The organism is Streptomyces sp. NBC_00096 (assembly GCF_045041305.1).
Lineage (GTDB): Bacteria > Actinomycetota > Actinomycetes > Streptomycetales > Streptomycetaceae > Streptomyces.
Genome location: NZ_CP108221.1, coordinates 5,525,709 through 5,550,730, shown reverse-complemented (window position 1 = coordinate 5,550,730; position 25,022 = coordinate 5,525,709). Strand labels below are relative to the sequence as shown.

Below are 25,022 nucleotides of genomic sequence, written 5' to 3'. Positions count from 1 at the left end.
CGAGCGAACAAGCACACTTTGTAGTTATGTTCTAGCTCTAGAAACCAGCAACCGTTCGTTGCTTCAGAACTAACACAGTGGACGCGAGCAACTGAGGACAAGCCCTCGGCCTATTAGTACCAGTCAGCTCCACCCGTTACCGGGCTTCCACATCTGGCCTATCAACCCAGTCGTCTACTGGGAGCCTTACCCTCTCAAGGAGGTGGGAATACTCATCTTGAAGCAGGCTTCCCGCTTAGATGCTTTCAGCGGTTATCCCTCCCGAACGTAGCCAACCAGCCATGCCCTTGGCAGGACAACTGGCACACCAGAGGTTCGTCCGTCCCGGTCCTCTCGTACTAGGGACAGCCCTTCTCAATATTCCTACGCGCACAGCGGATAGGGACCGAACTGTCTCACGACGTTCTAAACCCAGCTCGCGTACCGCTTTAATGGGCGAACAGCCCAACCCTTGGGACCGACTCCAGCCCCAGGATGCGACGAGCCGACATCGAGGTGCCAAACCATCCCGTCGATATGGACTCTTGGGGAAGATCAGCCTGTTATCCCCGGGGTACCTTTTATCCGTTGAGCGACGGCGCTTCCACAAGCCACCGCCGGATCACTAGTCCCGACTTTCGTCCCTGCTCGACCCGTCGGTCTCACAGTCAAGCTCCCTTGTGCACTTACACTCAACACCTGATTGCCAACCAGGCTGAGGGAACCTTTGGGCGCCTCCGTTACTTTTTGGGAGGCAACCGCCCCAGTTAAACTACCCATCAGACACTGTCCCTGATCCGGATCACGGACCGAGGTTAGACATCCAGCACGACCAGAGTGGTATTTCAACGACGACTCCACCCCAACTGGCGTTGGGGTTTCAAAGTCTCCCACCTATCCTACACAAGCCGAACCGAACACCAATATCAAACTATAGTAAAGGTCCCGGGGTCTTTCCGTCCTGCTGCGCGAAACGAGCATCTTTACTCGTAGTGCAATTTCACCGGGCCTATGGTTGAGACAGTCGAGAAGTCGTTACGCCATTCGTGCAGGTCGGAACTTACCCGACAAGGAATTTCGCTACCTTAGGATGGTTATAGTTACCACCGCCGTTTACTGGCGCTTAAGTTCTCAGCTTCGCCACACCGAAATGTGACTAACCGGTCCCCTTAACGTTCCAGCACCGGGCAGGCGTCAGTCCGTATACATCGCCTTACGGCTTCGCACGGACCTGTGTTTTTAGTAAACAGTCGCTTCTCGCTGGTCTCTGCGGCCACCCCCAGCTCACGGAGTAAATCCGATCACCAGTGATGGCCCCCTTCTCCCGAAGTTACGGGGGCATTTTGCCGAGTTCCTTAACCATAGTTCACCCGAACGCCTCGGTATTCTCTACCTGACCACCTGAGTCGGTTTAGGGTACGGGCCGCCATGAAACTCGCTAGAGGCTTTTCTCGACAGCATAGGATCATCCACTTCACCACAATCGGCTCGGCATCAGGTCTCAGCCTTATATGAGGGACGGATTTGCCTACCCCTCGGCCTACACCCTTACCCCGGGACTACCACCGCCCGGGCTGGACTACCTTCCTGCGTCACCCCATCGCTTACCTACTACAAGTCTGGTCCGCCGGCTCCACCACTTTCCTTTCCCCGAAGGGTCCGGAACGGCTTCACGGGCTTAGCATCGCCTGATTCGATATTGGGCGTTTCAAAGCGGGTACCGGAATATCAACCGGTTGTCCATCGACTACGCCTGTCGGCCTCGCCTTAGGTCCCGACTTACCCTGGGCAGATCAGCTTGACCCAGGAACCCTTAGTCAATCGGCGCACACGTTTCTCACGTGTGTATCGCTACTCATGCCTGCATTCTCACTCGTGAACCGTCCACAACTAGCTTCCGCTGCTGCTTCACCCGGCACACGACGCTCCCCTACCCATCACAGCGGGCGTTGGCCCTATAGCTGCAATGACACGACTTCGGCGGTACGCTTGAGCCCCGCTACATTGTCGGCGCGGAATCACTTGACCAGTGAGCTATTACGCACTCTTTCAAGGGTGGCTGCTTCTAAGCCAACCTCCTGGTTGTCTCTGCGACTCCACATCCTTTCCCACTTAGCGTACGCTTAGGGGCCTTAGTCGATGCTCTGGGCTGTTTCCCTCTCGACCATGGAGCTTATCCCCCACAGTCTCACTGCCACGCTCTCACTTACCGGCATTCGGAGTTTGGCTAAGGTCAGTAACCCGGTAGGGCCCATCGCCTATCCAGTGCTCTACCTCCGGCAAGAAACACGTGACGCTGCACCTAAATGCATTTCGGGGAGAACCAGCTATCACGGAGTTTGATTGGCCTTTCACCCCTAACCACAGGTCATCCCCCAGGTTTTCAACCCTGGTGGGTTCGGTCCTCCACGAAGTCTTACCTCCGCTTCAACCTGCCCATGGCTAGATCACTCCGCTTCGGGTCTAGAGCGTGCAACTCAATCGCCCTATTCGGACTCGCTTTCGCTACGGCTTCCCCACACGGGTTAACCTCGCTACACACCGCTAACTCGCAGGCTCATTCTTCAAAAGGCACGCAGTCACGACCGTCATTCCGAAGAATAACGGCGACGCTCCCACGGCTTGTAGGCACACGGTTTCAGGTACTATTTCACTCCGCTCCCGCGGTACTTTTCACCATTCCCTCACGGTACTATCCGCTATCGGTCACCAGGGAATATTTAGGCTTAGCGGGTGGTCCCGCCAGATTCACACGGGATTTCTCGGGCCCCGTGCTACTTGGGAGATTCTTAAGCAAGCCACTGATGTTTCGTCTACGGGGGTCTTACCCTCTACGCCGGACCTTTCGCATGTCCTTCGACTACATCAACGGTTTCTGACTCGCCGACCGGCCGGCAGACCGATCAAAAGAATTCCCACAACCCCGCATGCGCAACCCCTGCCGGGTATCACACGCATACGGTTTGGCCTCATCCGATTTCGCTCGCCACTACTCCCGGAATCACGGTTGTTTTCTCTTCCTGCGGGTACTGAGATGTTTCACTTCCCCGCGTTCCCTCCACACTGCCTATGTGTTCAGCAGTGGGTGACAGCCCATGACGACTGCCGGGTTTCCCCATTCGGACACCCCCGGATCAAAGCTCAGTTGGCAGCTCCCCGGGGCCTATCGCGGCCTCTCACGTCCTTCATCGGTTCCTGGTGCCAAGGCATCCACCGTGCGCCCTTAAAAACTTGGCCTACAGATGCTCGCGTCCACTGTGTAGTTCTCAAGCAACGACCAGCCACCCATCACCCCCACCAGACAAGCTGGCGAGTTCACTGGGGCCGGCATCACAGAAGGCATGACCTCACGGCCGTACCCTCAGATACCCAACAACGTGCCAAGCACGATCCCCCATCAGTGAGTCACTTTCCACGCCGAAGCAGTACTCGTGATCCATCAAGGAAACCGTGCCAACTAATCAACGTTCCACCCATGAGCTGACCGTGCAGAACATTTGTCTGCAATCGGTACTGTGCTCCTTAGAAAGGAGGTGATCCAGCCGCACCTTCCGGTACGGCTACCTTGTTACGACTTCGTCCCAATCGCCAGTCCCACCTTCGACAGCTCCCTCCCTTACGGGTTGGGCCACCGGCTTCGGGTGTTACCGACTTTCGTGACGTGACGGGCGGTGTGTACAAGGCCCGGGAACGTATTCACCGCAGCAATGCTGATCTGCGATTACTAGCAACTCCGACTTCATGGGGTCGAGTTGCAGACCCCAATCCGAACTGAGACCGGCTTTTTGAGATTCGCTCCACCTCACGGTATCGCAGCTCATTGTACCGGCCATTGTAGCACGTGTGCAGCCCAAGACATAAGGGGCATGATGACTTGACGTCGTCCCCACCTTCCTCCGAGTTGACCCCGGCGGTCTCCTGTGAGTCCCCATCACCCCGAAGGGCATGCTGGCAACACAGGACAAGGGTTGCGCTCGTTGCGGGACTTAACCCAACATCTCACGACACGAGCTGACGACAGCCATGCACCACCTGTATACCGACCACAAGGGGGGCACTATCTCTAATGCTTTCCGGTATATGTCAAGCCTTGGTAAGGTTCTTCGCGTTGCGTCGAATTAAGCCACATGCTCCGCTGCTTGTGCGGGCCCCCGTCAATTCCTTTGAGTTTTAGCCTTGCGGCCGTACTCCCCAGGCGGGGAACTTAATGCGTTAGCTGCGGCACCGACGACGTGGAATGTCGCCAACACCTAGTTCCCAACGTTTACGGCGTGGACTACCAGGGTATCTAATCCTGTTCGCTCCCCACGCTTTCGCTCCTCAGCGTCAGTAATGGCCCAGAGATCCGCCTTCGCCACCGGTGTTCCTCCTGATATCTGCGCATTTCACCGCTACACCAGGAATTCCGATCTCCCCTACCACACTCTAGCTAGCCCGTATCGAATGCAGACCCGAGGTTAAGCCTCGGGCTTTCACATCCGACGTGACAAGCCGCCTACGAGCTCTTTACGCCCAATAATTCCGGACAACGCTTGCGCCCTACGTATTACCGCGGCTGCTGGCACGTAGTTAGCCGGCGCTTCTTCTGCAGGTACCGTCACTTTCGCTTCTTCCCTGCTGAAAGAGGTTTACAACCCGAAGGCCGTCATCCCTCACGCGGCGTCGCTGCATCAGGCTTTCGCCCATTGTGCAATATTCCCCACTGCTGCCTCCCGTAGGAGTCTGGGCCGTGTCTCAGTCCCAGTGTGGCCGGTCGCCCTCTCAGGCCGGCTACCCGTCGTCGCCTTGGTGGGCCATTACCCCACCAACAAGCTGATAGGCCGCGGGCTCATCCTTCACCGCCGGAGCTTTTAACCCCCGCCCATGCAGGCAGGAGTGTTATCCGGTATTAGACCCCGTTTCCAGGGCTTGTCCCAGAGTGAAGGGCAGATTGCCCACGTGTTACTCACCCGTTCGCCACTAATCCACCCCGAAGGGCTTCATCGTTCGACTTGCATGTGTTAAGCACGCCGCCAGCGTTCGTCCTGAGCCAGGATCAAACTCTCCATGAATGTTTACCCGGCTGTGCTTAATTAAAAGCTGCCCGGTTGCACACGCACTTAGAGCGGGACAGTCATGTCGGAATAAGACCGACCGTCCACTGCGTCCTCGCTGTGTAATTGCCTGCAAGCATCACAGCCGGAGCCGCGACCTCACAGGTCTTTTTCAAAGGAACCTCATCCACCGAAATGGACGGGGTATCAACTTTTGGCGTTGATTTTTGGCACGCTGTTGAGTTCTCAAGGAACGGACGCTTCCTTCGTTCCTGTTTCCAGGCCCTCCGGGCGCTTCCTTCGTTTCCAACTCTACCAGATCATTTCCGCGCCGTTTCCGGCGGTGGATTTGAATTCGGTGACCGTTGGGGGTCTTTGCCTTTCGGCGCTCCACCACATTAGCGCTTATCCCTTGCGGTTCATAATCGGCCGATCGGAATCGAATTCGGACATGCCGAATAAGACCCCGTCAGGGGTAAGTCGTAGGTAGTGGGTTGGCCGCTCTGGGGGTCTGCCGATAGCAGTGCCCCGTTCAAGCGGCTCGGGCTACGTTAGGCGTCCGTAGAGGCCGAGTCAAGTTGAGCGGCGGCGTGGCGCGTGGGCGCGGTACGGGCTCACCGTCGGGTCGTCCGTGATCCAGTAGCGGTACGGGTGGACCGCGCCGGCGCCGCCCACTCCCGTGCGGGGGCCGTTGCCCAGCAGGTCGGGTGGGGCGGGGGTGCCGGTCAGCATGGACAAGGGGGAGTCCGGTCCCGCGCAGAGGTCCGTGCCGTCGAGCGAGCGGTCCACGTCCAGGGCGGTGGCCAGGCGGGCCGGGCCTTTGGCCAGTTCCCGGTCGGTTCTGGCTGAAAGTCGGCGTTTGCGAGCCAGGTCGGCACCCACGGTGATCTCCCCCGCCCGCAGCAGGACGCCGCTCGCCCGGCCCGGCGGGCCGCACACCAGGTTGAGGCTGAACCACATGCCGTAGATGAAGTAGACGTACGCGTGGCCGGGTGGACCGAACATCGACGCGTTGCGTGCCGTCCGGCCGCGGTAGGCGTGGGAGCCGGGGTCCGCTTCTCCCTCGTACGCCTCCACCTCCGTGATGCGCAGTTCCACGGGGCCGTCCGGGGTACGGCGGACCAGGGTGCGGCCGAGGAGGTCCGGGGCCACGGTGAGGACCGGGCGGTCGAAGAAGGACCTGGGCAGGGGCGTACGGTCGGGGCGCGCGCTCATCCGGTCGAGCGTAGTGGACTGCGTAGGTCTGCAACCGGGGCCTAAGGTTCCGCGTTTGTAGGGGTAGTCCTGCGCGTAGTCGCACATGTCTTCACGTACGTCTTCAAGGGGAGTCAGAGCATGGGGTTCAGGAAGCTGTTCGCGAGCCTGGGTGCCGGTGGTGCTTCGGTGGACACGGTCATCACCGAGCCGAACGTCGTGCCGGGCGGGATCGTCCAGGGCGAGGTGCGGATCCAGGGCGGGTCCGTGGAGCAGCAGATCGAGGGGCTGTCCGTCGGGCTCCAGGCGCGGGTCGAGGTGGAGGGCGGCGACCAGGAGTACAAGCAGGACGTCGTCTTCACCAAGCAGCGCCTCGGCGGTGCCTTCCAGGTGCAGCCCGGTGCCCTGCACGTGGTCCCGTTCGGGCTGGAGATCCCGTGGGAGACGCCGATCACCCACTTCGGCGGTCGTCACCTGAACGGCATGAACATCGGGGTCAGCACGGAGCTGGAGATCGCGCGCGCGGTGGACGCCGGCGACCTCGACCCGATCCACGTGCACCCGGTGCCGGCGCAGCAGGCGATCCTCGACGCCTTCACGCAGCTGGGCTTCTCCTTCCGCAGCGCGGACATGGAGCGCGGGCACATCCGGGGGACGCGCCAGACGCTGCCCTTCTACCAGGAGATCGAGTTCCTGCCGCCGTCGCAGTACCGGGGGCTGAACCAGGTCGAGCTGACCTTCGTCTCCGACGGGCGCGAGATGGACGTGGTCCTCGAGATGGACAAGAAGCCGGGCCTGTTCAGCGAGGGCAGCGACACCTACCGCTGCTTCCAGGTGGGGCTCCAGTCGTACCAGGGGACCGACTGGGCGGCGTACCTGAACCAGTGGATCGCGTCGGTGGGTTCGCAGCGCAACTGGTTCTGAGCGGTTCTAGGCTCGGCCGTACCGATGCCGGTACCGGTACCGGTACCGGTAAGTGACGACGCCATCCAGCAGGAGGTTCAGCAGTGGCCGAGCAGAGCAGGGCGCCGCTCCCCCACGAGTTCCATCCCCCGGTGCACGAGTTCACCGTGCGCAGCGCGGACCTGGAGCCCGGGGCCGATCTGGGCGATGCCCAGGTGCTGTCGGGCGGGAACGTCTCGCCGCACCTGCGGTGGGAGGGGTTCCCGGAGGGGACGAAGAGCTTCGCCGTGACGTGCTTCGACCCGGACGCCCCCACGGGCAGCGGGTTCTGGCACTGGGTGCTCTTCGACCTGCCGGTCTCGGTCACCGAACTGCCGGCCGGGGCGGGCACCGGGAAGTTCGAGGGGCTGCCCGCCGGGGCCGTGCACGTACGGAACGACTACGGCACCAGGGACTTCGGCGGGGCGGCCCCGCCGGCCGGGGAGCGGCACCGGTACGTGTTCACCGTGTACGCGGTGGACGAGGAGCGGCTCGGTCCCGGTGCGGAGGTCTCGCCGGCCGTCGTCGGCTTCAATCTGCGGTTCCACTCCCTGGGGCGCGCACAGCTGGTCGGTGAGTACGAGGCTCCCGCGAGCTGATCATTCCGCTTGGCGTTCTCCGAGCGTTTGCCCGGTCCTGGTCTAAAGACGGCCAGGACCGGGCATTTTTATTGCGTTGTCCCGCGTGGCGCGCGCGGCCAGAGTGGTTGCGGGCCCTGCCGCCGGTGTGGTCGCGGGCCTGCACACGGGAGGTGGGCGAGATGCGGGACACGCTGGTGCTGAACGCGAGCTTCGAGCCGCTGTCGACGGTGACGCTGAACCGGGCGGTGGTCCTGGTGCTCCAGGACAAGGCCGTGGTCGAACAGTCGCATCCCGAGTTCCGTGTGCGCGCGGCCACGATGGATCTTCCGATGCCGCGGGTGATCAGGCTCTGCAGGTACGTACGGGTGCCATTCCGAAGACATGCTCCCTGGTCACGGAGGGGGGTGCTGATCCGGGACCAACACCGGTGCGCGTACTGCGGGAAGCGCGCGACCACCGTGGACCACGTGCTTCCGCGGGCCCAGGGTGGCGGGGACACCTGGTTGAACACGGTGGCCTCCTGCTCCGAGGACAACCACCGCAAGGCGGCCCGGACTCCGGAGGAGGCGGGGATGCCGCTGCTGCGCAAGCCGTTCGTTCCCTCGCCGGCGGATGCCATGCTGCTCGCCCTCGGGGTGGCCGGGCGGGACGTGCTGCCGGAGTGGCTGGAGCGTTCCGCATAGGGCCGCGGGTGATCGCGTAGGGCAGGTCCGTCCTGCCGGATAGACGGCTGCGCTGGGCGACGTACGTTTTCTACGTCGCTCAGCGGAGCAGGAGTTGGACGATCGCGAGGATCCCGACCGTCACGATGACCGCGCGCAGGACGTTGGGCGACAGCCGGCGGCCGACCTTGGCGCCGAGCTGGCCGCCGATGGTGGAGCCGACGGCGATGAGCAGGACGGCCGTCCAGTCGAACTCGGCGACGAAGAGGAAGAAGACGGCCGCGATGCCGTTCACCATCGCGGCGACGACGTTCTTCGCGGCGTTGATCCGCTGGAGGTCCTCGCGGAGCAGCAGGCCCATCAGGCCGAGGTAGAGCACTCCCTGCGCGGCCCCGAAGTAGCCCCCGTACGCGCTGGCGAGCAGCATTCCGGACAGTAGGGCCGGTCCGCCGTCGGGGTGGCCGGTGTCGCCTCCCGCCGCCTCCTGGCGCTTGCGCAGGGCTGTGGCGAGCCGGGGCTGGAAGACGACGAGGACGAGGGCCAGGCCGATCAGGACGGGCACGATCGTGTCGAAGGAGTCCGACGGCAGGGTGAGGAGCAGGATCGCGCCGGCGAGTCCGCCGACGAGGGAGACGGCTCCGAGCCTGATGATGCGGGCGCGCTGGCCCCGGAGCTCCTTGCGGTAGCCCCAGGCTCCGCTGAGCGAACCGGGCACGAGGCCGAGGGTGTTGGAGACGTTGGCGGTGACCGGCGGCAGGCCGGTGGCCAGCAGCACCGGGAAGGTGATCAGGGTGCCGGAGCCGACGATGGTGTTGATGGTGCCGGCGCCGATTCCGGCGGCGAAGACCGCGAGGGATTCCCAGAGGGACATCGAGAAGGCAGACACAGCCGTCCCCTTTGCGTGAGTGAGTCGCCTCCCCGCCGTGAAGGTCGGGGGGCCTCACTGATCATGCAGCAGGGACGGGCCGTTCAGTCGATGGGGGGCTGCTCGCGGCGCTCCGCGGCGGCCTTGTCGGCCGCGGCGGGCGCGTCCTTGCCGACGTTGCCCGGGTTGAATCCCGAAGCGGCCCCCATCGGGCCGAAGTTGCCCATGGCCCCGGAGAGGCCCTTGAGGGCGTCGCCGATCTCGCTGGGGACGATCCAGAGCTTGTTGGCGTCGCCTTCGGCGAGCTTCGGGAGCATCTGGAGGTACTGGTAGGCGAGCAGCTTCTGGTCGGCGTCGCCGGCGTGGATCGACTCGAAGACCGTACGGATCGCCTGGGCCTCGCCCTCGGCGCGCAGGGCCGCGGCCTTGGCGTCACCTTCGGCGCGCAGGATCGAGGACTGCTTCTCGCCCTCGGCGCGCAGGATCTCGGACTGGCGGACACCTTCGGCCTGGAGGATCGCGGCGCGCTTGTCGCGGTCGGCGCGCATCTGCTTCTCCATCGAGTCCTGGATGGAGGTCGGCGGCTCGATGGCCTTGAGCTCGACGCGGTTGACGCGGATGCCCCACTTGCCGGTGGCCTCGTCGAGGACCCCGCGCAGCGCCGCGTTGATCTCCTCGCGGGAGGTCAGGGTCCGCTCCAGGTCCATGCCGCCGATGATGTTGCGCAGGGTGGTGACGGTGAGCTGCTCGATGGCCTGGATGTAGCTGGCCACCTCGTACGTCGCGGCCCGGGCGTCGGTCACCTGGTAGTAGATGACGGTGTCGATGTTGACGACCAGGTTGTCCTGCGTGATGACGGGCTGCGGCGGGAAGGGGACGACCTGCTCGCGGAGGTCGATCCGGTTGCGGATCGAGTCGATGAACGGGACGACGATGTTGAGGCCCGCGTTGAGGGTGCGGGTGTAGCGGCCGAACCGTTCGACGATGGCGGCGCTGGCCTGCGGGATCACCTGGATCGTCTTGACCAGTGCGATGAAGACCAGAACCACCAGAATGATCAGAACGATGATGATCGGTTGCATGCGGTTCCCCGTGCCCTTCCGGCTGTCTGTGCTGCCCCGTTCAGCGGAGTCTCGCAGACCCCGGGGCCGCGCGTCGGCTGCTTGCTCACATGCTGGTCGCCCGCGTACGGCTCGCTCACATGACGACCGCGGTCGCCCCGTCGATATCGACGACGTCGACGGACTGTCCCGGTTCGAAGCTGCTCTCCGCGTCGAAGGACCGGGCCGACCAGATCTCGCCGGCGAGCTTGATCCGGCCGCCTCCCCCGGAGTCGACCCGTTTCAGGACCACGGCGCTGCGGCCCTTCAACGCGTCGATTCCGCTGCGGTGTTGGGGCCTCTGGTTGCGGTGGCGGTTGGCGATCGGCCGGACGACCGCGATGAGCGCGACCGACACGATCACGAAGACCAGGACCTGTGCGACCACTCCCCCGCCGAGGGCCGCCGTGACGGCGGCCGCCACGGCGCCGACGGCGAACATGCCGAACTCGGGCATCGCGGTCAGGACGAGGGGAATCCCCAGTCCGACCGCGCCGATGAGCCACCACACCCACGCGTCGATGTCCACATGGTCATGGTAGGTCCGGTGGGCGCGGTCAGGACAGGGTGCGGGGGCCCCGGCTGGTGGCGGGAGCCGAAGGGGTGGTCCAGGCCCGGGTCGGCCTAGCGCAGGGGCAGGCCCTGGGCGGTCCAGCGGTCGTTCCCGTTGCGCTCGACGACCAGCGGCAGCCCGAAGCAGAGGGAGAGGTTGCGGGAGGTCAGCTCGAGGTCGATGGGGCCGGCGGTGATCACCTTGCCCTGGCGGATCATCAGCACGTGGGTGAAGCCGGGGGCGATCTCCTCGACGTGGTGCGTGACCATGATCATCGACGGGGCGAGCGGATCGCGGGCGAGCCGGCCGAGGCGGCGCACCAGGTCCTCGCGGCCGCCGAGGTCGAGACCGGCGGCGGGCTCGTCGAGGAGGAGCAGCTCGGGGTCGGTCATCAGCGCGCGGGCGATCAGGGTGCGCTTGCGCTCGCCCTCGGAGAGGGTGCCGAACTTCCGGTCGAGGTAGTCCGTCATGCCGAGGCGGTCGAGGAAGGCGCGGGCCCGCTGCTCGTCGACGTCCTCGTACTCCTCCTGCCAGGTGGCCGTCATGCCGTACGCGGCGGTGAGGACGGTCTGCAGGACGGTCTGGCGCTTCGGGAGCTTGTCGGCCATCGCGATGCCGGCGACGCCGATGCGCGGGCGCAGATCGAAGACGTCCACCTTGCCCAGGGTGCTGCCGAGGATGGTGGCGGTGCCCTTGGTGGGGAAGAGGTAGCTGGAGGCGAGGTTCAGCAGCGTGGTCTTGCCGGCGCCGTTGGGGCCGAGGATCACCCAGCGCTCCCCCTCCTTCACCGACCAGGAGGCCTGGTCCACCAGAGCCCGGCCCTCGCGGACCACGGATACGTCCACCAGCTCCAGAACATCGCTCATGAGCGTGTTGTCTCCCCTTGCAGTGTCGGTTCGTCTGTGCGCGCCTCCCTGCCGTTCGGCGCAGCCCCAGGGGAAAACCTACGCCACTCGGGGAGAGCTCTGGGCCCGGCCCCGGGTCGGAGGGCCGATCCGTAAAGTAGGGGGATGCTTTTCGAACCACGTTCAGGGCGGCTGGCCGCCTGGGGGAACGCTCTGCTGGCCGGTCTCGTCTCGCCCGACGAGGCCGTGTTGTCGATCGTGGGCGAGGACGCCGTGCACCGGGTGGAGGGGCTGCCCGGGGAATCCGGACCGGTCGGGCTCACGCTCGCGCTGGGCCGGATGCGGGCGCTGGGGGTGACCGGGCTGCGGATCGCCCTGCCGGCGCCGGGGCATCCGCTGGGGCTGAGCGGGCCGCCGGAGTTCAACGCGCGGGCGCTGGACGCCGAGGAGGCGGTGGTCGCGGTGGGCGCGGCGGTCGGGCTGGTGCCGGAGGTCGCGGAGGCGGGCCCGGCCGGGGACTTGCACGTCTCGGTGACCTGGCACTGCCTGCCGGTACGGGAGGCCCCGCCGGCGGACGTGCCGTCGCTCGGCGAGGCGGAGCGGGAACTGGCGGAGGCGCTGCGCGAGGCCACGGTGGTGCTGACCCGGCTGGACGTGGCGGGGTCCGGGCCGGTGGCGGACGCGGCGCTGTCCGCGTACCGGGCGCGGACGGAGGCCGGACGGGACGCGCTGGCGCCGGGGTATCCGGCGCGGGCGGTACGGGTGCTCTCGCTGGCGCAGCGGGTGGACCTGATGGTGTCGCTGGCGTACGAGCGGGGGCACGGGGCGGCGGTGGCGGCGTCGGAGATGGCCGCGCGGGCGGAGGCCCTGCGGCCGGTGGAGCGGGTTGCCCGGCGGGCGTTGGTCGCGGCGTACAACTCGGCCGTCGAGGAGCGGCTCCGCTAGCCGCGGGGTGCGGGTATCGGCCCGGGCTCGGCTGCGCCGGTGCCTGCGGCAGTGGGCGGGGGCCGGGTGCGGCGCCGCGGCGCGAGCGGCCCCGGCCGCGCCGGGCTTTCCGGGGCTCCGCCCCGTACCCCGCGCCTCAAACGCCGGCGGGGCTGGAATTGCCCGGCTGCGCTGGAGTCGGGTGTGGCACCGCGCGAGCGGCCCCGGCTCCGGCGGGGCTGAATGTGCCCCGCGGGCAGCGCAGGGCGGAGCGGCAGTCGGCCCCGCTTCCCAGGGAGAGGGGGGAAGCGGGGCCGAGGGCCGTATCGGGGAGCGGAGCGTCAGTTGTTGACGCCCGTGTTGCCGAAGGCGCCGTTCAGCAGGCCGATCACGTTGACCGTGTTGCCGACGACGTTCGCGGGGACGTGGACGGGGAGCTGGAGCTGGTTCCCCGAGGCCACGCCGGGCGAGTTCAGGGCCTCGCCCTCCGCCGACGCACCGCCGTGCGCCGACGAGACACCCGCGCCGGCGGCGAGGAGGCCACCCGCGATCATGGTGACGGCGGTGGCCTTCTTGAAGTTCTTCACGTTCTCGTCCTCCAGTACGTCTGCCGCGGCCAGCCGCCGCGGCACGTCATGAAGAACGGTCATCCGACGAACGGGATACGCCATGTGGGCGACATACACCCGACCGTATGAATCATCCCGCGACACCGTGTCTGACCGCCCACAGCGCCGCCTGGGTGCGGTCCGCCAGGTCCAGCTTCATCAGGATGTTCGAGACGTGCGTTTTGACCGTCTTCTCCGACAGGACCAGCACGCGGGCGATCTCCCGGTTCGAACGGCCGTCCGCTATGTGGTGCAGCACCTCGCGTTCGCGGTCCGTGAGGTTGCCCCCGCGACCCGGTGACGGGCCCGTGCCCTCGCCCGAGAGCAGGGCTCCGGCCACCTCCGGCTGGAGCAGGACGTGGCCGGCGTGGACCGAGCGGATGGCGGCGGCGAGGGCGTCGGGGTCTATGTCCTTGTACACGTAGCCCGCGGCGCCCGCGCGCAGGGCGGGGATCACGGTCCGCTGCTCGGTGAAGCTGGTGACGATCAGCACGCGCGCCGGGTTGTCCAGCCCGCGCAGTCTGCGCAGGGCCTCGATGCCGTCGGTGCCCGGCATCTTGATGTCCATGAGGATCACGTCGGGGCGCAGTTCCCCGGCGCGGTCGATGCCCTCGTCGCCGTCGGCGGCCTCGCCGACCACCTCGATGTCGTCCTGGATCTCCAGGAACGTGCGCAGGCCCCGCCGTACGACCTGGTGGTCGTCCACGAGCAGGACCCTGATGCGGCCGCTACGGCCCGGTGTGTCAGCCACCGGGTACCTCCAGTTCGATCGTGGTGCCCGTGCCGGGCTCGGACCGCACGGTGAGGCGGCCGCCGACGCCGGCCGCCCGGTCCCGCATGGAGACCAGGCCGAGGTGCCGGCCGGCCCTGCGGACGGTGGGCGGGGAGAAGCCCGCTCCGTCGTCGGTCACCCGCAGCACCGCTCCCCCGGTCTCCCGGCGGGTCAGGGTGACCTCGATCCGCTCGCCCTGCGAGTGGCGCAGGGCATTGTGCAGGGCTTCCTGGGCGACCCGCAGCACGGCCTCCTCCTGGGCCGCGGGCAGGGCCCGTACGCCGTCGCAGGTGAAGGTGACTTGTGCGGTGTGGGCCCGGTCCAGGACGCGGACCTGGCCCCGGAGGGTGGCGATCAGGCCGTCCTCGTCCAGGGCGGCGGGGCGGAGCTCGGTGACGGCCGCGCGCAGTTCGTCGGCCGCTTCGGCGGCGAGGGTGGCGACCTGCTGGAGCTCGTCCTTGGCGCGGGCCGGGTCGCGGTCCACGAGGGCGGCGGCGGCCTGGGCGGTCAGGCGGAGCGAGAAGAGCTTCTGGCTGACCGCGTCGTGCAGCTCGTGGGCGAGGCGGGAGCGCTCCTCGGCGATGGTCAGCTCGCGGCTGCGCTCGTAGAGGCGGGCGTTGGTGAGGGCGATCGCCGCGTGCTGGGCGAGGAGGGAGAGGAGGTCCTCGTCCTCGTCGGTGAAACCGTGGGGACCGCGCTTGTTCGCGAGGAAGAGGGCGCCGAGCGTCTCCTCCCCGTCCCGGATGGGCAGTCCGAGGAAATCGGACATGTCGGGGTGGGCGGCGGGCCAGCCCTCGAAGCGGGGGTCCTTGCGTACGTCGGCCAGTCGCTCGGGGGCGTCCTGGTGGAGCATCGCCGCGAGGATGCCGTGCTGGCGGGGCAGCGGGCCGATCGCCCGCCACCGTTCCTCACTGATGCCGTCCACGACGAACTGGGCGAAGCCGCCGTGGTCGTCCGGAACCCCCAGGGCGGCGTACTCGGCGTCGAGCAGCTCGCGGGCCGAGGCGACGATCGTGCGCAGGACGTCGCGGACCTCCAGCCGGCGGCTCATGGCGAGTAGCGCGGTGCTCACGGCGGCCAGGCCGCTGCGGGGTCCTCGGGGGCCGGCATCCATGGCCTCACCGTACTCGGGGCGCCCCGTGGCGGGGATCGGGCCCGGGACCTAGGGCCAAGGGACCTGGCGGGGTGCGCCCCGCGGCCGAGGCGCTGGGGGCGGCCGGGTTCCTACGTTGGGGGCATCTGCTGATCGGTACGGAAGGTGCGGGTGGGGTCATGTCTGTGGCGGTGGTGACGGGATCGTCGAGGGGGCTGGGGCGGGCGCTGGCCGGGGAGCTGGCGGCCGGGGGCTGGGACCTGGTGCTGAGTGCGCGCGGTGCGGAGCCGCTGGAGCGGGCGGCGGCCGCGCTGCGGGCGACGGGCTCGCGGGTCACGGCGGTGGCCGGGGACGTGTCCTCGGCGGCGCACCGTGCCGAGCTGGTGGCGGCGGCGCGGGCGCTGGGCGGGGTGGACCTGCTGGTGAACAACGCGGGGGTGCTGGGGGCGGAGCCGCTGCTGCCGCTGGCGGAGCACCCGCTGGTCGGGCTGCGGGAGGCGTTCGAGGTGAACGTGGTGGCGCCGCTGGGGCTGGTCCAGGAGGCACTGCCGCTGCTGCGGGCGGCGACGGCCGGTGCGGTGCTGAACATCAGCTCGGACGCGGCGGTGGTGGCGTACGGGACGTGGGGTGCGTACGGGGCGACCAAGGCGGCGGGTGACCTGATGTCGGCGGTACTGGCCGTCGAGGAGCCGGGGCTGCGCGTGTGGTGGGCGGACCCGGGGTCGATGCGGACGCGGATGATGGCGGCGGCCGGGCCCGGGGAGGACCTGGCGGGGCTGCCGGCCCCGGAGGAGGTGGCTCCGGTGCTGCTGCGGCTGGTGGCGGAGCGGCTGCCGAGCGGGCGGTACACGGCGGAGGGACTCGCCGGGGCGGAGGGGCCCGTGGCTGCCGGGGTGCGGCCGTGAGCGGGGAGGGGGTTCGGGGGGTACGGGAAAAGGGACTGCATATAAGGGACATTCCGCCAGGTCTTTCAGCCCGGGTTCCGGCCGAGCAGCGCGGGCCGGGGCTGGGCCGGGACTCCGTGCGGCTGCTGGTCTCGCGGGGCAGCCGGGAGGTGTCGCTGCACGCCTTCCGGGAGCTGCCGGGGCTGCTGCGGGCCGGGGACCTCCTGGTGGTGAACACCTCGCCGACGCTGCCGGCCGCCGTGGACGCGCGGCTCGGCGGCGAGGAGCTGGTCGTGCACTTCTCCACCCGGGGCGAGGACGGCCGCTGGGCGGTGGAGCTCCGCGACCGGGACCGGGTCGCACGGGGGACGACCCGGCCCCGGCCCGGGGGGCCCGCCGGGGCCGGGGTGGAGCTGCCGGGCGGCTGGAGCCTCGTACTGGAGGAGCCGCTGGCACCGGGGGCGGACCGGCTCTGGTGGGCGCGACCGTCGGCGGACGGGGTGCCGGCGCTGCTGCGCTCGTACGGGCGGCCGATCCGGTACGCCCACACGGAGCGGGACCAGCCGCTGTCGGCGTACCAGACGGTCTTCGCGGTGGCGGGCGCCGACGGGGCGGGTTCGGCGGAGATGCCGAGCGCCGGCCGGCCCTTCACGGCGGAGCTGGTGGCGGAGCTGGTGCGCCGGGGGGTGGGGCTCGCCCCGCTGACCCTGCACACGGGGGTGGCCTCCCAGGAGGCGCACGAGCCGCCGTACCCGGAGCGGTACGAGGTGCCCGCGGCCACGGCCCTGCTGGTGGACGCCGCGAGGGCCGCGGGCCGGAGGGTGATCGCGGTGGGGACCACGGCGGTGCGGGCGCTGGAGTCCGCCGCCGGCCCGGACGGGGTGGTGCGGGCCGCCGGGGGCTGGACCGGTCTGGTCGTGACGCCGGAGCGCGGGGTACGGGTGGTGGACGGGCTGCTGACCGGGTTGCACGAGCCGCAGGCCTCGCACCTGCTGATGCTGGAGGCGGTCGCCGGGCGGGAGGCCGTACGCCTCGGGTACGCCGAAGCCGTAGCGAGACTGTGCCTTTGGCACGAGTTCGGGGACCTTCATCTGCTACTCAAGGATGAGATCGCTCACTGAATGAATTGCCTACGCAACGCTCGGTGAGATTGATACGCGCCCGATGTGAGCCCGCACATAGGACGCAGATCACTTACGAAGATGCTTAGTGGACGCATAAAGAGCTCGTCAGTGCTGCTCCACCTAGCGCCGGGCCCGGAATTCCGGGCCCGGCGCAATGGCGTGATCCACTAAGCAGGATCGTACGTCACACCTTTGCCACAGGTTTTTGCCACCGCTAAGAATTGCTCTCGCCGCACAGCGCCGCGGATCTCGGATCCGAGGCGCTTTCCTGTGGCCCCCGCTATTCGAAGAGGTTGCTACGCATGTCCGAGACCAGCACTCCCGGCCACAGTCGTCTGACGAAGGCGCACAAGCTTTCCATCGCCGGTGTAGCCACTCTGGGCGCCGCCGCCCTCGCCTTCTCCCTCGTCCCGGCCGGATCCGGTGAGGCGCAGGCCACCACCGTGGCCGCCGCCCCCGTGGCCTGGGCCCAGGTAGTCGAAGGCGTGCAGGCGAAGGCCGTGCAGCAGCACCTCACCATTCAGCAGGTCGTCGCCGACAAGCAGGCCAAGGACGCCGCGAAGGCCAAGGCCGACGCCGCCGCTGCCGCCGCGAAGAAGGACCGCGAGGACAAGGTCGCGGCGAGCCGCTCCGCGACCCGCACCCCGGTCTTCGCGAACAACCTCGACGGCTGGATCAAGGAGGCCCTCTCCATCATGAAGAAGGAGGGCATCCCCGGCACGTACGCCGGTATCCACAAGAACATCATGCGCGAGTCGAGCGGCAACCCCCGCGCGATCAACAACTGGGACATCAACGCCCAGAACGGCATTCCGTCGAAGGGCCTGCTCCAGGTCATTCAGCCGACCTTCGCCGCGTACCACGTCAAGGGCACGAAGTTCGACCTGTACGACCCGGTCGCGAACATCGTCGCCGCGTGCAACTACGCCGCCGACCGCTACGGCTCGATGGACAACGTCAGCAGCGCCTACTAGGCCACTGGCGTCCCCCACGCTCCCCCGTGCGCCTCAGGGCGGCCCCGGTGTTCCGGTGCCGCCCTGAGGCGTTTCGCGTGCCGTAGGCGCTCGTACGTGCCCGTACGTGCCCGTACGTGCCGTGTGGCGGTGTGAGGTGTCAGGCGTCAGGTGCTACTTGCGCATGACCTCGGGCTCGTGGCGGCGCAGCAGGCGCGCGACCAGGAAGCCGCAGGCGACGCCGAGGAGGACCAGGACGATGATGTCGAAGCTCCACTGGCCGACCGTGGCGTCCCAGAGCGGGTCGGTGTTCTCCGGGTGGTCGCGGTCCCACGGAGCCATGAGCTTGCCGAGGTGCAGGGTGGTGCCGGCGGCGGCGACGGCCCAGCGGGACGGCATCAGCCAGGCGACCTGCTCCAGGCCCGGGGAGTCGTAGACCTGGAAGAGGATGCCGGTGAAGACCACCTGGACGATCGCGAACATGACCAGCAGCGGCATCGTCTTCTCGGCGGTCTTCACCAGCGAGGAGATGACCAGGCCGAACATCATCGAGGTGAAGCCGAGCGCGGTGATCGACAGGCAGATCTCGACGGCCGGAGGCATGAACAGGCCCTCGGTCGGCATGTCGCGCGGGAAGAAGCCGATCCCGCAGATGATCACGCCCTGGATGGCCGTGATGAAGCCGAGGACGATCACCTTCGACATCAGGTAGGCCGACCGGGACAGGCCGGTCGCGCGTTCCCGCTCGTAGATCACCCGTTCCTTGATCAGCTCACGGACCGAGTTGGCGGCGCCCGAGAAGCACATGCCGACCGCGAGGATCAGCGTGATCGTGCCGGCCGCGCTGTTGAACATGGACGGCGGCTTCGGGGGTGCGAGGCCGAAGGTCGCCGGGATGACCGTGGAGACCACGCCCAGGACCGCCGGGAGGATCAGCATCAGCCCGATGAATCCCTTGTCGGACGCGATGACCGCCGTGTAGCGGCGGATCAGCGTCCAGAGCTGGGAGCCCCAGCCCTGCGGCTTGGGGGGCCGGGTCTGCTGCACGGCGGGCTGCACCGACTGCGGGGCGACCGCGTCGATGTCGGCGGCGTACAGCTGGTAGTGCTGGGAGCCCTTCCAGCGGCCGGCCCAGTCGTAGTCGCGGTAGCTCTCGAAGGCGGAGAACACGTCGGCCCAGGTGGAGTAGCCGAAGAAGTTCAGCGCCTCGTCCGGCGGGCCGAAGTAGGCCACCGAACCGCCCGGGGCCATGACCAGCAGCTTGTCGCAGATGGCCAGCTCGGCGACCGAGTGGGTCACCACCAGGACCGTGCGGCCGTCGTCGGCGAGGCCGCGCAGCAGCTGCATGACGTCGCGGTCCATGCCCGGGTCGAGGCCGGAGGTCGGCTCGTCCAGGAAGATCAGGGACGGCTTGGTCAGCAGCTCCAGGGCCACGGACACGCGCTTGCGCTGACCACCCGAGAGCGCGGTGATCTTCTTGTCCTTGTGGATGTCGAGCTTGAGCTCGCGCAGCACCTCGTCGATGCGGGCGGCGCGCTCGGACTCGGTGGTGTCCGCCGGGAAGCGGAGCTTGGCCGCGTACTTGAGGGCGGTGCGGACCCGCAGCTCCTTGTGCAGGATGTCGTCCTGCGGGACCAGGCCGATGCGCTGGCGGAGCTCCGCGAACTGCTTGTACAGGTTGCGGTTGTCGTAGAGGACGTCGCCCTCGTTGGCCGGGCGGTAGCCGGTCAGCGCCTTGAGCAGCGTCGACTTGCCGGAGCCGGAGGGGCCGATGACACCGATCAGCGACTTCTCCGGGACGCCGAAGGTGACGTCCTTGAGGATCTGCTTGCCGCCGTCGACCGTGACCGTGAGGTGACGGGCCGAGAAGGAGACGTCACCGGTGTCGACGAACTCCTCGAGCCGGTCGCCGACGATCCGGAAGGTCGAGTGGCCGACGCCGACGATGTCGTTCGGGCCGAGCAGCGCGGTGCCGGACTTGGCCAGCGGCTGACCGTTGACGTAGGTGCCGTTGTGGCTGCCGAGGTCGCGGATCTCGAAGCGGCCGCCCGGCATCGAGCGGAACTCCGCGTGGTGGCGGGAGACCTGGAGGTCGGAGACCACCAGCTCGTTCTCCAGCGCACGGCCGATCCGCATGACGTGGCCCAGCGCGAGCTGGTGGAACGTCGTCGGGCTGCGGTGGTCGCCGTAGCCCGGGGTGCCGCCGCCGCCCTGCTGCTGCGGGAACGGCTGGGCCTGCGGCGCCTGCGGTGCCTGCTGGTGCGGCACCTGCTGCGGCTGCTGTTCCCAGGACGGCTGCGGCTGGTGCTGGGGCTGGGCCTGCGGCTGCTGCGCGTACGCCTGTGCGGGCGACTGCTGCGCCACGGCCGGCTGCGGCGCCGGGGCGGCCGCGGCGACGGGATTCAGCCTCGGCCCGTCGGTGGCGTTGCCCAGGTACACCGGCGTGCCGGGGGCGAGCTCGGCCTGCTGGACCCTCGCCCCGCGCACGTAGGTGCCGTTGGTGCTTCCGTGGTCCTCGATTCCCCAACCCCGCCCGTTCCAGGCGATGGTGGCGTGCCGCCACGACACCCGGGCGTCATCGATCACCACGTCTCCCTGGGGATCGCGCCCCAGCGAGTACGACCTGGACGGATCGAGCGTCCAAGTTCTTCCGTTCAATTCCAGTACGAGTTCCGGCACTCCAGCCCCACTTAAGTCCCCCGAGAATCCCCCATGACGTCAGGGAGTCTAGGGATGGCGAACATCCGGGGGAACTATTTCAGGCGTACGGCCACAAGGGGAATCCGGGCCTGTCCGCGGGTGCTCCCGAGGCCGTCCTGAGGGGTGGAAAGCCGCCCGGAGCACCCGATTCCGGACTTCCCGCCCGCTCTCGCGCCCACTCCCGCCCCGCCCCGCGCCGGGTCCGGCGGCCGGCCCCGGGCCCACCGGACCACGCCGGAGGGGCGCGGCCGGTGCTCCGTGGCGGCGGCTCCGGCGCCGTAGGGGGAGAAACGATTCCGCCAGATGGGACGGGGCTCCGTGCGCGCAGGCCGGGGAGATACGGTGAAGGCACCATGAGCGCTTCGCCTTCGCAGACCTCCGACGTCCCCACCCTCCTCGTCAAGATCTTCGGCAAGGACCGCCCCGGGATCACCGCCGGGCTGTTCGACACCCTCGCGGCCTACTCCGTCGACGTCGTCGACATCGAGCAGGTCGTCACCCGGGGGCGCATCGTCCTGTGCGCCCTCGTCACCCACCCCACCGCCGGTACCGAGGGCGAGCTGCGGGCCACCGTCCACAGCTGGGCGGAATCGCTCAGGCTGCAGGCCGAGATCCTCTCCGGCACCGGTGACAACCGGCCGCGCGGCAGTGGACGTTCGCACGTCACGGTGCTCGGACACCCGCTCACCGCCGAGTCCACGGCCGCCATCGCCGCACGGATCACCGCGACGGGCGGCAACATCGACCGCATCTTCCGGCTCGCGAAGTATCCGGTGACGGCCGTGGAGTTCGCCGTCTCGGGCACCGCGACCGAGCCGCTGCGCACCGCCCTGGCCACGGCCGCCGCGCAGATCGGCGTCGACGTGGCCGTGGTCTCGGCCGGGCTGCACCGGCGGGCCCAGCGCCTCGTCGTCATGGACGTGGACTCGACGCTGATCCAGGACGAGGTCATCGAGCTCTTCGCCGCGCACGCCGGCTGCGAGGCCGAGGTCGCCGAGGTGACCGAGCGGGCCATGCGCGGGGAGCTGGACTTCGAGCAGTCCCTGCACGCCCGGGTCGCGCTGCTGGCCGGACTGGACGCCTCCGTCGTGGACAAGGTCCGCTCCGAGGTGCGCCTCACCCCGGGGGCCCGGACCCTGATCCGCACCCTCAAGCGCCTCGGCTACCAGGTGGGCGTGGTCTCCGGCGGGTTCACGCAGGTGACGGACGATCTGCGGGAGCGGCTCGGGCTGGACTTCGCGTCGGCCAACACCCTGGAGATCGTGGACGGGAAGCTGACGGGCAAGGTCACCGGCGAGATCGTGGACCGGGCGGGCAAGGCCCGGCTGCTGCGCCGCTTCGCCGCGGAGGCCGGCGTACCGCTGGCCCAGACGGTGGCCATCGGCGACGGTGCCAACGATCTGGACATGCTGAACGCCGCCGGGCTGGGCGTGGCCTTCTGCGCCAAGCCGGTGGTCCGCCAGGCGGCGCACACCGCCGTGAACGTGCCCTTCCTGGATGCCGTGCTGTACCTGCTGGGCATCACCCGCGAAGAGGTCGAGGCCGCCGACCTGGCGTGATGAGACCTCCCCCTACGACGGAGCGGGCCCCGGCACTGTGAAGTGCCGGGGCCCGCTCCGTGGTGGGTCACGGCACTGGTCAGCCGTGCGGGGTCCAGAAGTCCAGCAGGGTTCCCACGCCGTGCTCCACGGATTTCCACGAGCCGGTGAAGGAGACGACGGCGATTCCGGAGGTCGGGAAGCCGCTGCGGTTCATCCGGGCCAGTGCGTCGCCCTGCGCGCTCCCGGACAGGGCGTCGGCGAGGGCGTGCATGCCGGGGTTGTGGCCGATGACCAGGAGGTTGCCGACCTCGTCGGAGGTCTCGCTGAGCAGCGCGATGAGCTCGCCCAGCGAGGCCTCGTAGAGCCGTTCCTCGTACGTGGTCTTCGGCCGGTGCGGCAGCTCCTGGACGGCGAGCTTCCAGGTCTCCCGGGTCCGGGCCGCGCTGGAGCAGAGGGCCAGGTCGAAGGTGATGCCGGTCTGGGCCAGCTTCTGGCCGGCGGCCGGGGCGTCGTGACGGCCGCGCTCCGCCAGGGGGCGGTCGTGGTCCGTGCCGTCCGACCATTCGGCCTTGGCGTGCCGGAGGAGGACGATCCTGCGGGGTGTGTCGGCGCTCATGGCTCCCAGCTTCGCATGAATCGAGCCACGGGGCGCAGGGTGTTGAGGGGGCTCACCCCCAGGTGTGGGGCACGCTCCGGCGCGTCGCGGCGTGCCCGGCCGCACGGCTGGCCGCGCAGCCCGGCCGCCCGGCCGCACGTGCGGGGTCCTGCCGTCTGGTGCGCCGTCAGCCGACGACGCGCAGCAGCCGTTCGGTGACGTGGACGAGCGCGGAGCCTTCGCCGGAGGCGGCGTGGGCCTCACCCGATCCGGTGAGGAGGACGAGCAGGAGGCCGAAGGCGAGGGCGGGCAGGGCGAGGCCCCACCAGGGCAGCCGGGCGTCGGCCCCGACGGCTCGGGGAGCGGACGGGTGCGTGGGTGCCAGGTGTGTGGGGGCCGACATGGCCGCCTCCGTGGGTGCGCGTGGGACGGGCTCGCTCTTGTTCTTCGAATCTAAGGATTCGAGCCTGCGGATCCCATCGGGGACGCACCCCACTTGACCCTGAGCCTGACCCCCTAGGGGATGGGGGGATAACCCCACCACCGGGGGTCCGGAGCGGCGCCCGGCCGGGACGCTACGGCGAGGCGAGCGTCGCGATGATCGCGATGATGACGGTCACCAGGAGCATCGCGCCCAGCACGAGGCCGAGCTTCCGGTGGCCGTTCTGGGGGTTCGGTTCAAGTACGGGCGACATGCCGATCAGTCTCGCATGCCGCATTCGTCCTCGATCGTGCGGTCCCGGCCCGCCAGCAGGCCGAGCGCGATCTGCGGGACGAGCAGTCCGGCCATCAGGGCGAGGGGCAGGTCCCAGCCGCCGCTGTGCTGGTAGAGGGCGCCGATGACGAGGGGGCCGGGGATGGAGATGAGGTAGCCGGTGCTCTGTGCGAAGGCGGAGAGCTTGACCACGCCCGCCGGGGACTTGGCGCGCAGGCCGATCATCGTGATGACGAGCGGGAAGGCGCAGTTGGAGACGCCGAGCAGGATGACCCAGGCCCACGCGCCCGCGGCGGGGGCGAAGTAGAGCCCGAGGTAGCCGGCGAGGCCGAAGAGGCCGAGGACGGCGGCGATGGGGCCCTGGTTCCTCATCCGGCCGGCGATGCCGGGGATGACGAAGGCCAGCGGGACGCCCATGACCATGGTGACGGCGAGCAGGATCCCGGCGGTGGAGGCGGAGACCCCGGCGTCGCGGAAGATCTGCGGGAGCCAGCCCATGGTGATGTACGCGCCGGTGGCCTGGAGGCCGAAGTAGCTGGCGAGTGCCCATGCCGTGCGGCTGCGGACGACGCGCGGTCCGGTGTCGGCGGCCGCGCGGGCGGCTGAGCCCGACGGGTCGGCGGCGGCCTTCTCCTTGCGGGCCGCGGCGGCGATGGGCAGCCAGGGCAGGACGGCGGCCGCGGCGAGGAAGGCCCAGACCAGCAGGCCGGTGCGCCAGCTGCCGCCGAGGGCCTGGGTCATCGGGACCGTCGTGGCGGCGGCGAGGGAGGTTCCGGCGGCCAGGGCCATGGAGTAGAGGCCGGTCATGGTGCCGACCCGGTCGGGGAACCAGCGCTTGACGATCACCGGGAGGAGCACGTTGGTCAGGGCTATGCCGGCCAGGCTCAGCGCACTGGCGGCGAGGAATCCGGCGGCGTTGCTCGCGAAGGGCCGGATCAGCAGGCCCGCGGCGACGGCGGCCATGCCGGCGCAGACCACGGCGGCCGGGCCGAAGCGGCGGGAGAGCCGGGGCGCGGTGACGCCGAAGACGGCGAAGCAGAGGGCGGGTACGGAGGTGATGAGTCCGGCGACGGTGCCGCTCATGCCGAGGCCGGTCCGGGTCTCCTCGAAGAGGGCGCCGAGGCTGGTGATGGCGGGCCGCAGGTTGAGGGCGGCCAGCACGATGCCGACGAGGAGCACGGGTCCCAGCCAAGCCGGCTGCGGGGCGGCGTCGGTGGTGCCGAGGCTGCCGGAGGTGGCCGTGCGGGGCTGCGGGGAGGCCGTGCGCGCGGCCCGGGGCCGGTTCAGGGTCTGGATTTCTTCGTCGGACATTCCACCATCATAGAATCATGGGATGATTGGTTGTCCAGTGCGCTTCCC

General features: G+C 68.4%; 21 protein-coding genes and 2 rRNA genes. 8 read left to right on the top strand and 15 right to left on the bottom strand.

Annotated elements, in window-relative coordinates:
- Window positions 1-93: 93 nt before the first annotated feature.
- From OG904_RS24535 to OG904_RS24525, 3 genes are all read right to left on the bottom strand, one after another.
- Window positions 94-3,216: ribosomal RNA gene (locus OG904_RS24535) — 23S ribosomal RNA — on the bottom strand.
- A gap of 289 nt (window positions 3,217-3,505) precedes the next feature.
- A 16S ribosomal RNA gene (locus OG904_RS24530) occupies window positions 3,506-5,030 on the bottom strand.
- Together the 16S and 23S rRNA genes form the textbook arrangement of a ribosomal RNA operon.
- 555 nt (window positions 5,031-5,585) lie before the next feature.
- A complete protein-coding gene (locus OG904_RS24525) occupies window positions 5,586-6,227 on the bottom strand; it encodes a DNA-3-methyladenine glycosylase (RefSeq protein ID WP_405494415.1) in 642 nt (213 codons plus the stop codon).
- A 120-nt stretch (window positions 6,228-6,347) separates the two neighbouring features.
- On the opposite strand from OG904_RS24525, the gene OG904_RS24520 reads away from it, so the two are divergent.
- From OG904_RS24520 to OG904_RS24510, 3 genes are all read left to right on the top strand, one after another.
- The gene (locus tag OG904_RS24520) at window positions 6,348-7,130 is read left to right on the top strand and encodes a sporulation protein (protein ID WP_405494413.1); all 783 of its coding nucleotides are present in this window, start codon (window positions 6,348-6,350) and stop codon (window positions 7,128-7,130) included.
- Between the two features lie 83 nt (window positions 7,131-7,213).
- Window positions 7,214-7,747, top strand: a complete 534-nt coding sequence (locus tag OG904_RS24515; RefSeq protein ID WP_405494411.1) for a YbhB/YbcL family Raf kinase inhibitor-like protein — start codon at window positions 7,214-7,216, stop codon at window positions 7,745-7,747.
- A gap of 161 nt (window positions 7,748-7,908) precedes the next feature.
- Window positions 7,909-8,412 carry an HNH endonuclease gene (locus OG904_RS24510; protein ID WP_405494409.1) on the top strand — a complete coding sequence of 168 codons (504 nt, stop codon included), beginning with the start codon at window positions 7,909-7,911 and terminating at the stop codon, window positions 8,410-8,412.
- Window positions 8,413-8,491: 79 nt separating this feature from the next.
- Here the strand turns inward: OG904_RS24510 and OG904_RS24505 are convergent, their stop codons facing one another.
- From OG904_RS24505 to OG904_RS24490, 4 genes are all read right to left on the bottom strand, one after another.
- Window positions 8,492-9,262: a sulfite exporter TauE/SafE family protein gene (locus tag OG904_RS24505; protein WP_405498234.1), complete on the bottom strand. Its 771-nt coding sequence runs from the start codon at window positions 9,260-9,262 to the stop codon at window positions 8,492-8,494.
- Window positions 9,263-9,360: 98 nt separating this feature from the next.
- Window positions 9,361-10,338, bottom strand: coding sequence for an SPFH domain-containing protein (locus OG904_RS24500; protein WP_405494407.1), 978 nt, complete (start codon window positions 10,336-10,338; stop codon window positions 9,361-9,363).
- Between the two features lie 115 nt (window positions 10,339-10,453).
- Window positions 10,454-10,885, bottom strand: coding sequence for an NfeD family protein (locus OG904_RS24495; RefSeq protein ID WP_405494405.1), 432 nt, complete (start codon window positions 10,883-10,885; stop codon window positions 10,454-10,456).
- 95 nt (window positions 10,886-10,980) lie between these two features.
- Window positions 10,981-11,775, bottom strand: a complete 795-nt coding sequence (locus OG904_RS24490) for an ABC transporter ATP-binding protein (RefSeq protein WP_405494403.1) — start codon at window positions 11,773-11,775, stop codon at window positions 10,981-10,983.
- A gap of 144 nt (window positions 11,776-11,919) precedes the next feature.
- Between OG904_RS24490 and OG904_RS24485 the strand changes: the two genes are divergently transcribed.
- Window positions 11,920-12,699, top strand: coding sequence for a hypothetical protein (locus OG904_RS24485; RefSeq protein ID WP_405494401.1), 780 nt, complete (start codon window positions 11,920-11,922; stop codon window positions 12,697-12,699).
- 320 nt (window positions 12,700-13,019) lie between these two features.
- Here the strand turns inward: OG904_RS24485 and OG904_RS24480 are convergent, their stop codons facing one another.
- The 3 genes from OG904_RS24480 to OG904_RS24470 all read right to left on the bottom strand — a co-directional run bounded on the left by OG904_RS24480 (window position 13,020) and on the right by OG904_RS24470 (window position 15,172).
- A complete protein-coding gene (locus OG904_RS24480; RefSeq protein ID WP_405498232.1) occupies window positions 13,020-13,265 on the bottom strand; it encodes a chaplin in 246 nt (81 codons plus the stop codon).
- Window positions 13,266-13,377: 112 nt separating this feature from the next.
- Window positions 13,378-14,037: a response regulator gene (locus OG904_RS24475; RefSeq protein WP_405494399.1), complete on the bottom strand. Its 660-nt coding sequence runs from the start codon at window positions 14,035-14,037 to the stop codon at window positions 13,378-13,380.
- Window positions 14,030-15,172 (bottom strand): GAF domain-containing sensor histidine kinase, encoded by a 1,143-nt coding sequence (locus OG904_RS24470; RefSeq protein WP_405494397.1) that lies wholly within the window; start codon window positions 15,170-15,172, stop codon window positions 14,030-14,032. The genes OG904_RS24475 and OG904_RS24470 overlap by 8 nt, the downstream gene beginning before the upstream one ends.
- Window positions 15,173-15,330: 158 nt before the next feature.
- Here OG904_RS24470 and OG904_RS24465 point away from each other — a divergent pair, with 158 nt between their 5' ends.
- From OG904_RS24465 to OG904_RS24455, 3 genes are all read left to right on the top strand, one after another.
- On the top strand, window positions 15,331-16,056 hold the full coding sequence (locus OG904_RS24465; RefSeq protein WP_405494395.1) for an SDR family NAD(P)-dependent oxidoreductase: 726 nt from the start codon (window positions 15,331-15,333) through the stop codon (window positions 16,054-16,056).
- A complete protein-coding gene (locus tag OG904_RS24460; RefSeq protein ID WP_405494393.1) occupies window positions 16,053-17,156 on the top strand; it encodes an S-adenosylmethionine:tRNA ribosyltransferase-isomerase in 1,104 nt (367 codons plus the stop codon). Before OG904_RS24465 ends, OG904_RS24460 begins: the two co-directional genes overlap by 4 nt.
- 305 nt (window positions 17,157-17,461) lie before the next feature.
- Complete coding sequence (locus OG904_RS24455; protein WP_405494391.1) at window positions 17,462-18,133, top strand: transglycosylase SLT domain-containing protein; 672 nt, start codon at window positions 17,462-17,464, stop codon at window positions 18,131-18,133.
- 153 nt (window positions 18,134-18,286) lie between these two features.
- Here OG904_RS24455 and OG904_RS24450 read toward each other — a convergent pair whose 3' ends face one another.
- Window positions 18,287-20,791, bottom strand: a complete 2,505-nt coding sequence (locus tag OG904_RS24450) for an FHA domain-containing protein (RefSeq protein ID WP_405494389.1) — start codon at window positions 20,789-20,791, stop codon at window positions 18,287-18,289.
- 374 nt (window positions 20,792-21,165) lie between these two features.
- Between OG904_RS24450 and serB the strand changes: the two genes are divergently transcribed.
- Window positions 21,166-22,371 (top strand): phosphoserine phosphatase SerB, encoded by a 1,206-nt coding sequence (gene serB, locus OG904_RS24445; protein ID WP_405494387.1) that lies wholly within the window; start codon window positions 21,166-21,168, stop codon window positions 22,369-22,371.
- Window positions 22,372-22,450: 79 nt separating this feature from the next.
- Here serB and OG904_RS24440 read toward each other — a convergent pair whose 3' ends face one another.
- From OG904_RS24440 to OG904_RS24425, 4 genes are all read right to left on the bottom strand, one after another.
- Complete coding sequence (locus OG904_RS24440) at window positions 22,451-22,969, bottom strand: SixA phosphatase family protein (protein ID WP_405494385.1); 519 nt, start codon at window positions 22,967-22,969, stop codon at window positions 22,451-22,453.
- 166 nt (window positions 22,970-23,135) lie between these two features.
- On the bottom strand, window positions 23,136-23,351 hold the full coding sequence (locus tag OG904_RS24435; RefSeq protein WP_405494383.1) for a hypothetical protein: 216 nt from the start codon (window positions 23,349-23,351) through the stop codon (window positions 23,136-23,138).
- A 172-nt stretch (window positions 23,352-23,523) separates the two neighbouring features.
- Complete coding sequence (locus OG904_RS24430) at window positions 23,524-23,643, bottom strand: SGM_5486 family transporter-associated protein (protein WP_405494381.1); 120 nt, start codon at window positions 23,641-23,643, stop codon at window positions 23,524-23,526.
- Window positions 23,644-23,648: 5 nt separating this feature from the next.
- Window positions 23,649-24,974 carry a CynX/NimT family MFS transporter gene (locus tag OG904_RS24425; protein WP_405494379.1) on the bottom strand — a complete coding sequence of 442 codons (1,326 nt, stop codon included), beginning with the start codon at window positions 24,972-24,974 and terminating at the stop codon, window positions 23,649-23,651.
- Window positions 24,975-25,022 lie beyond the last annotated feature (48 nt).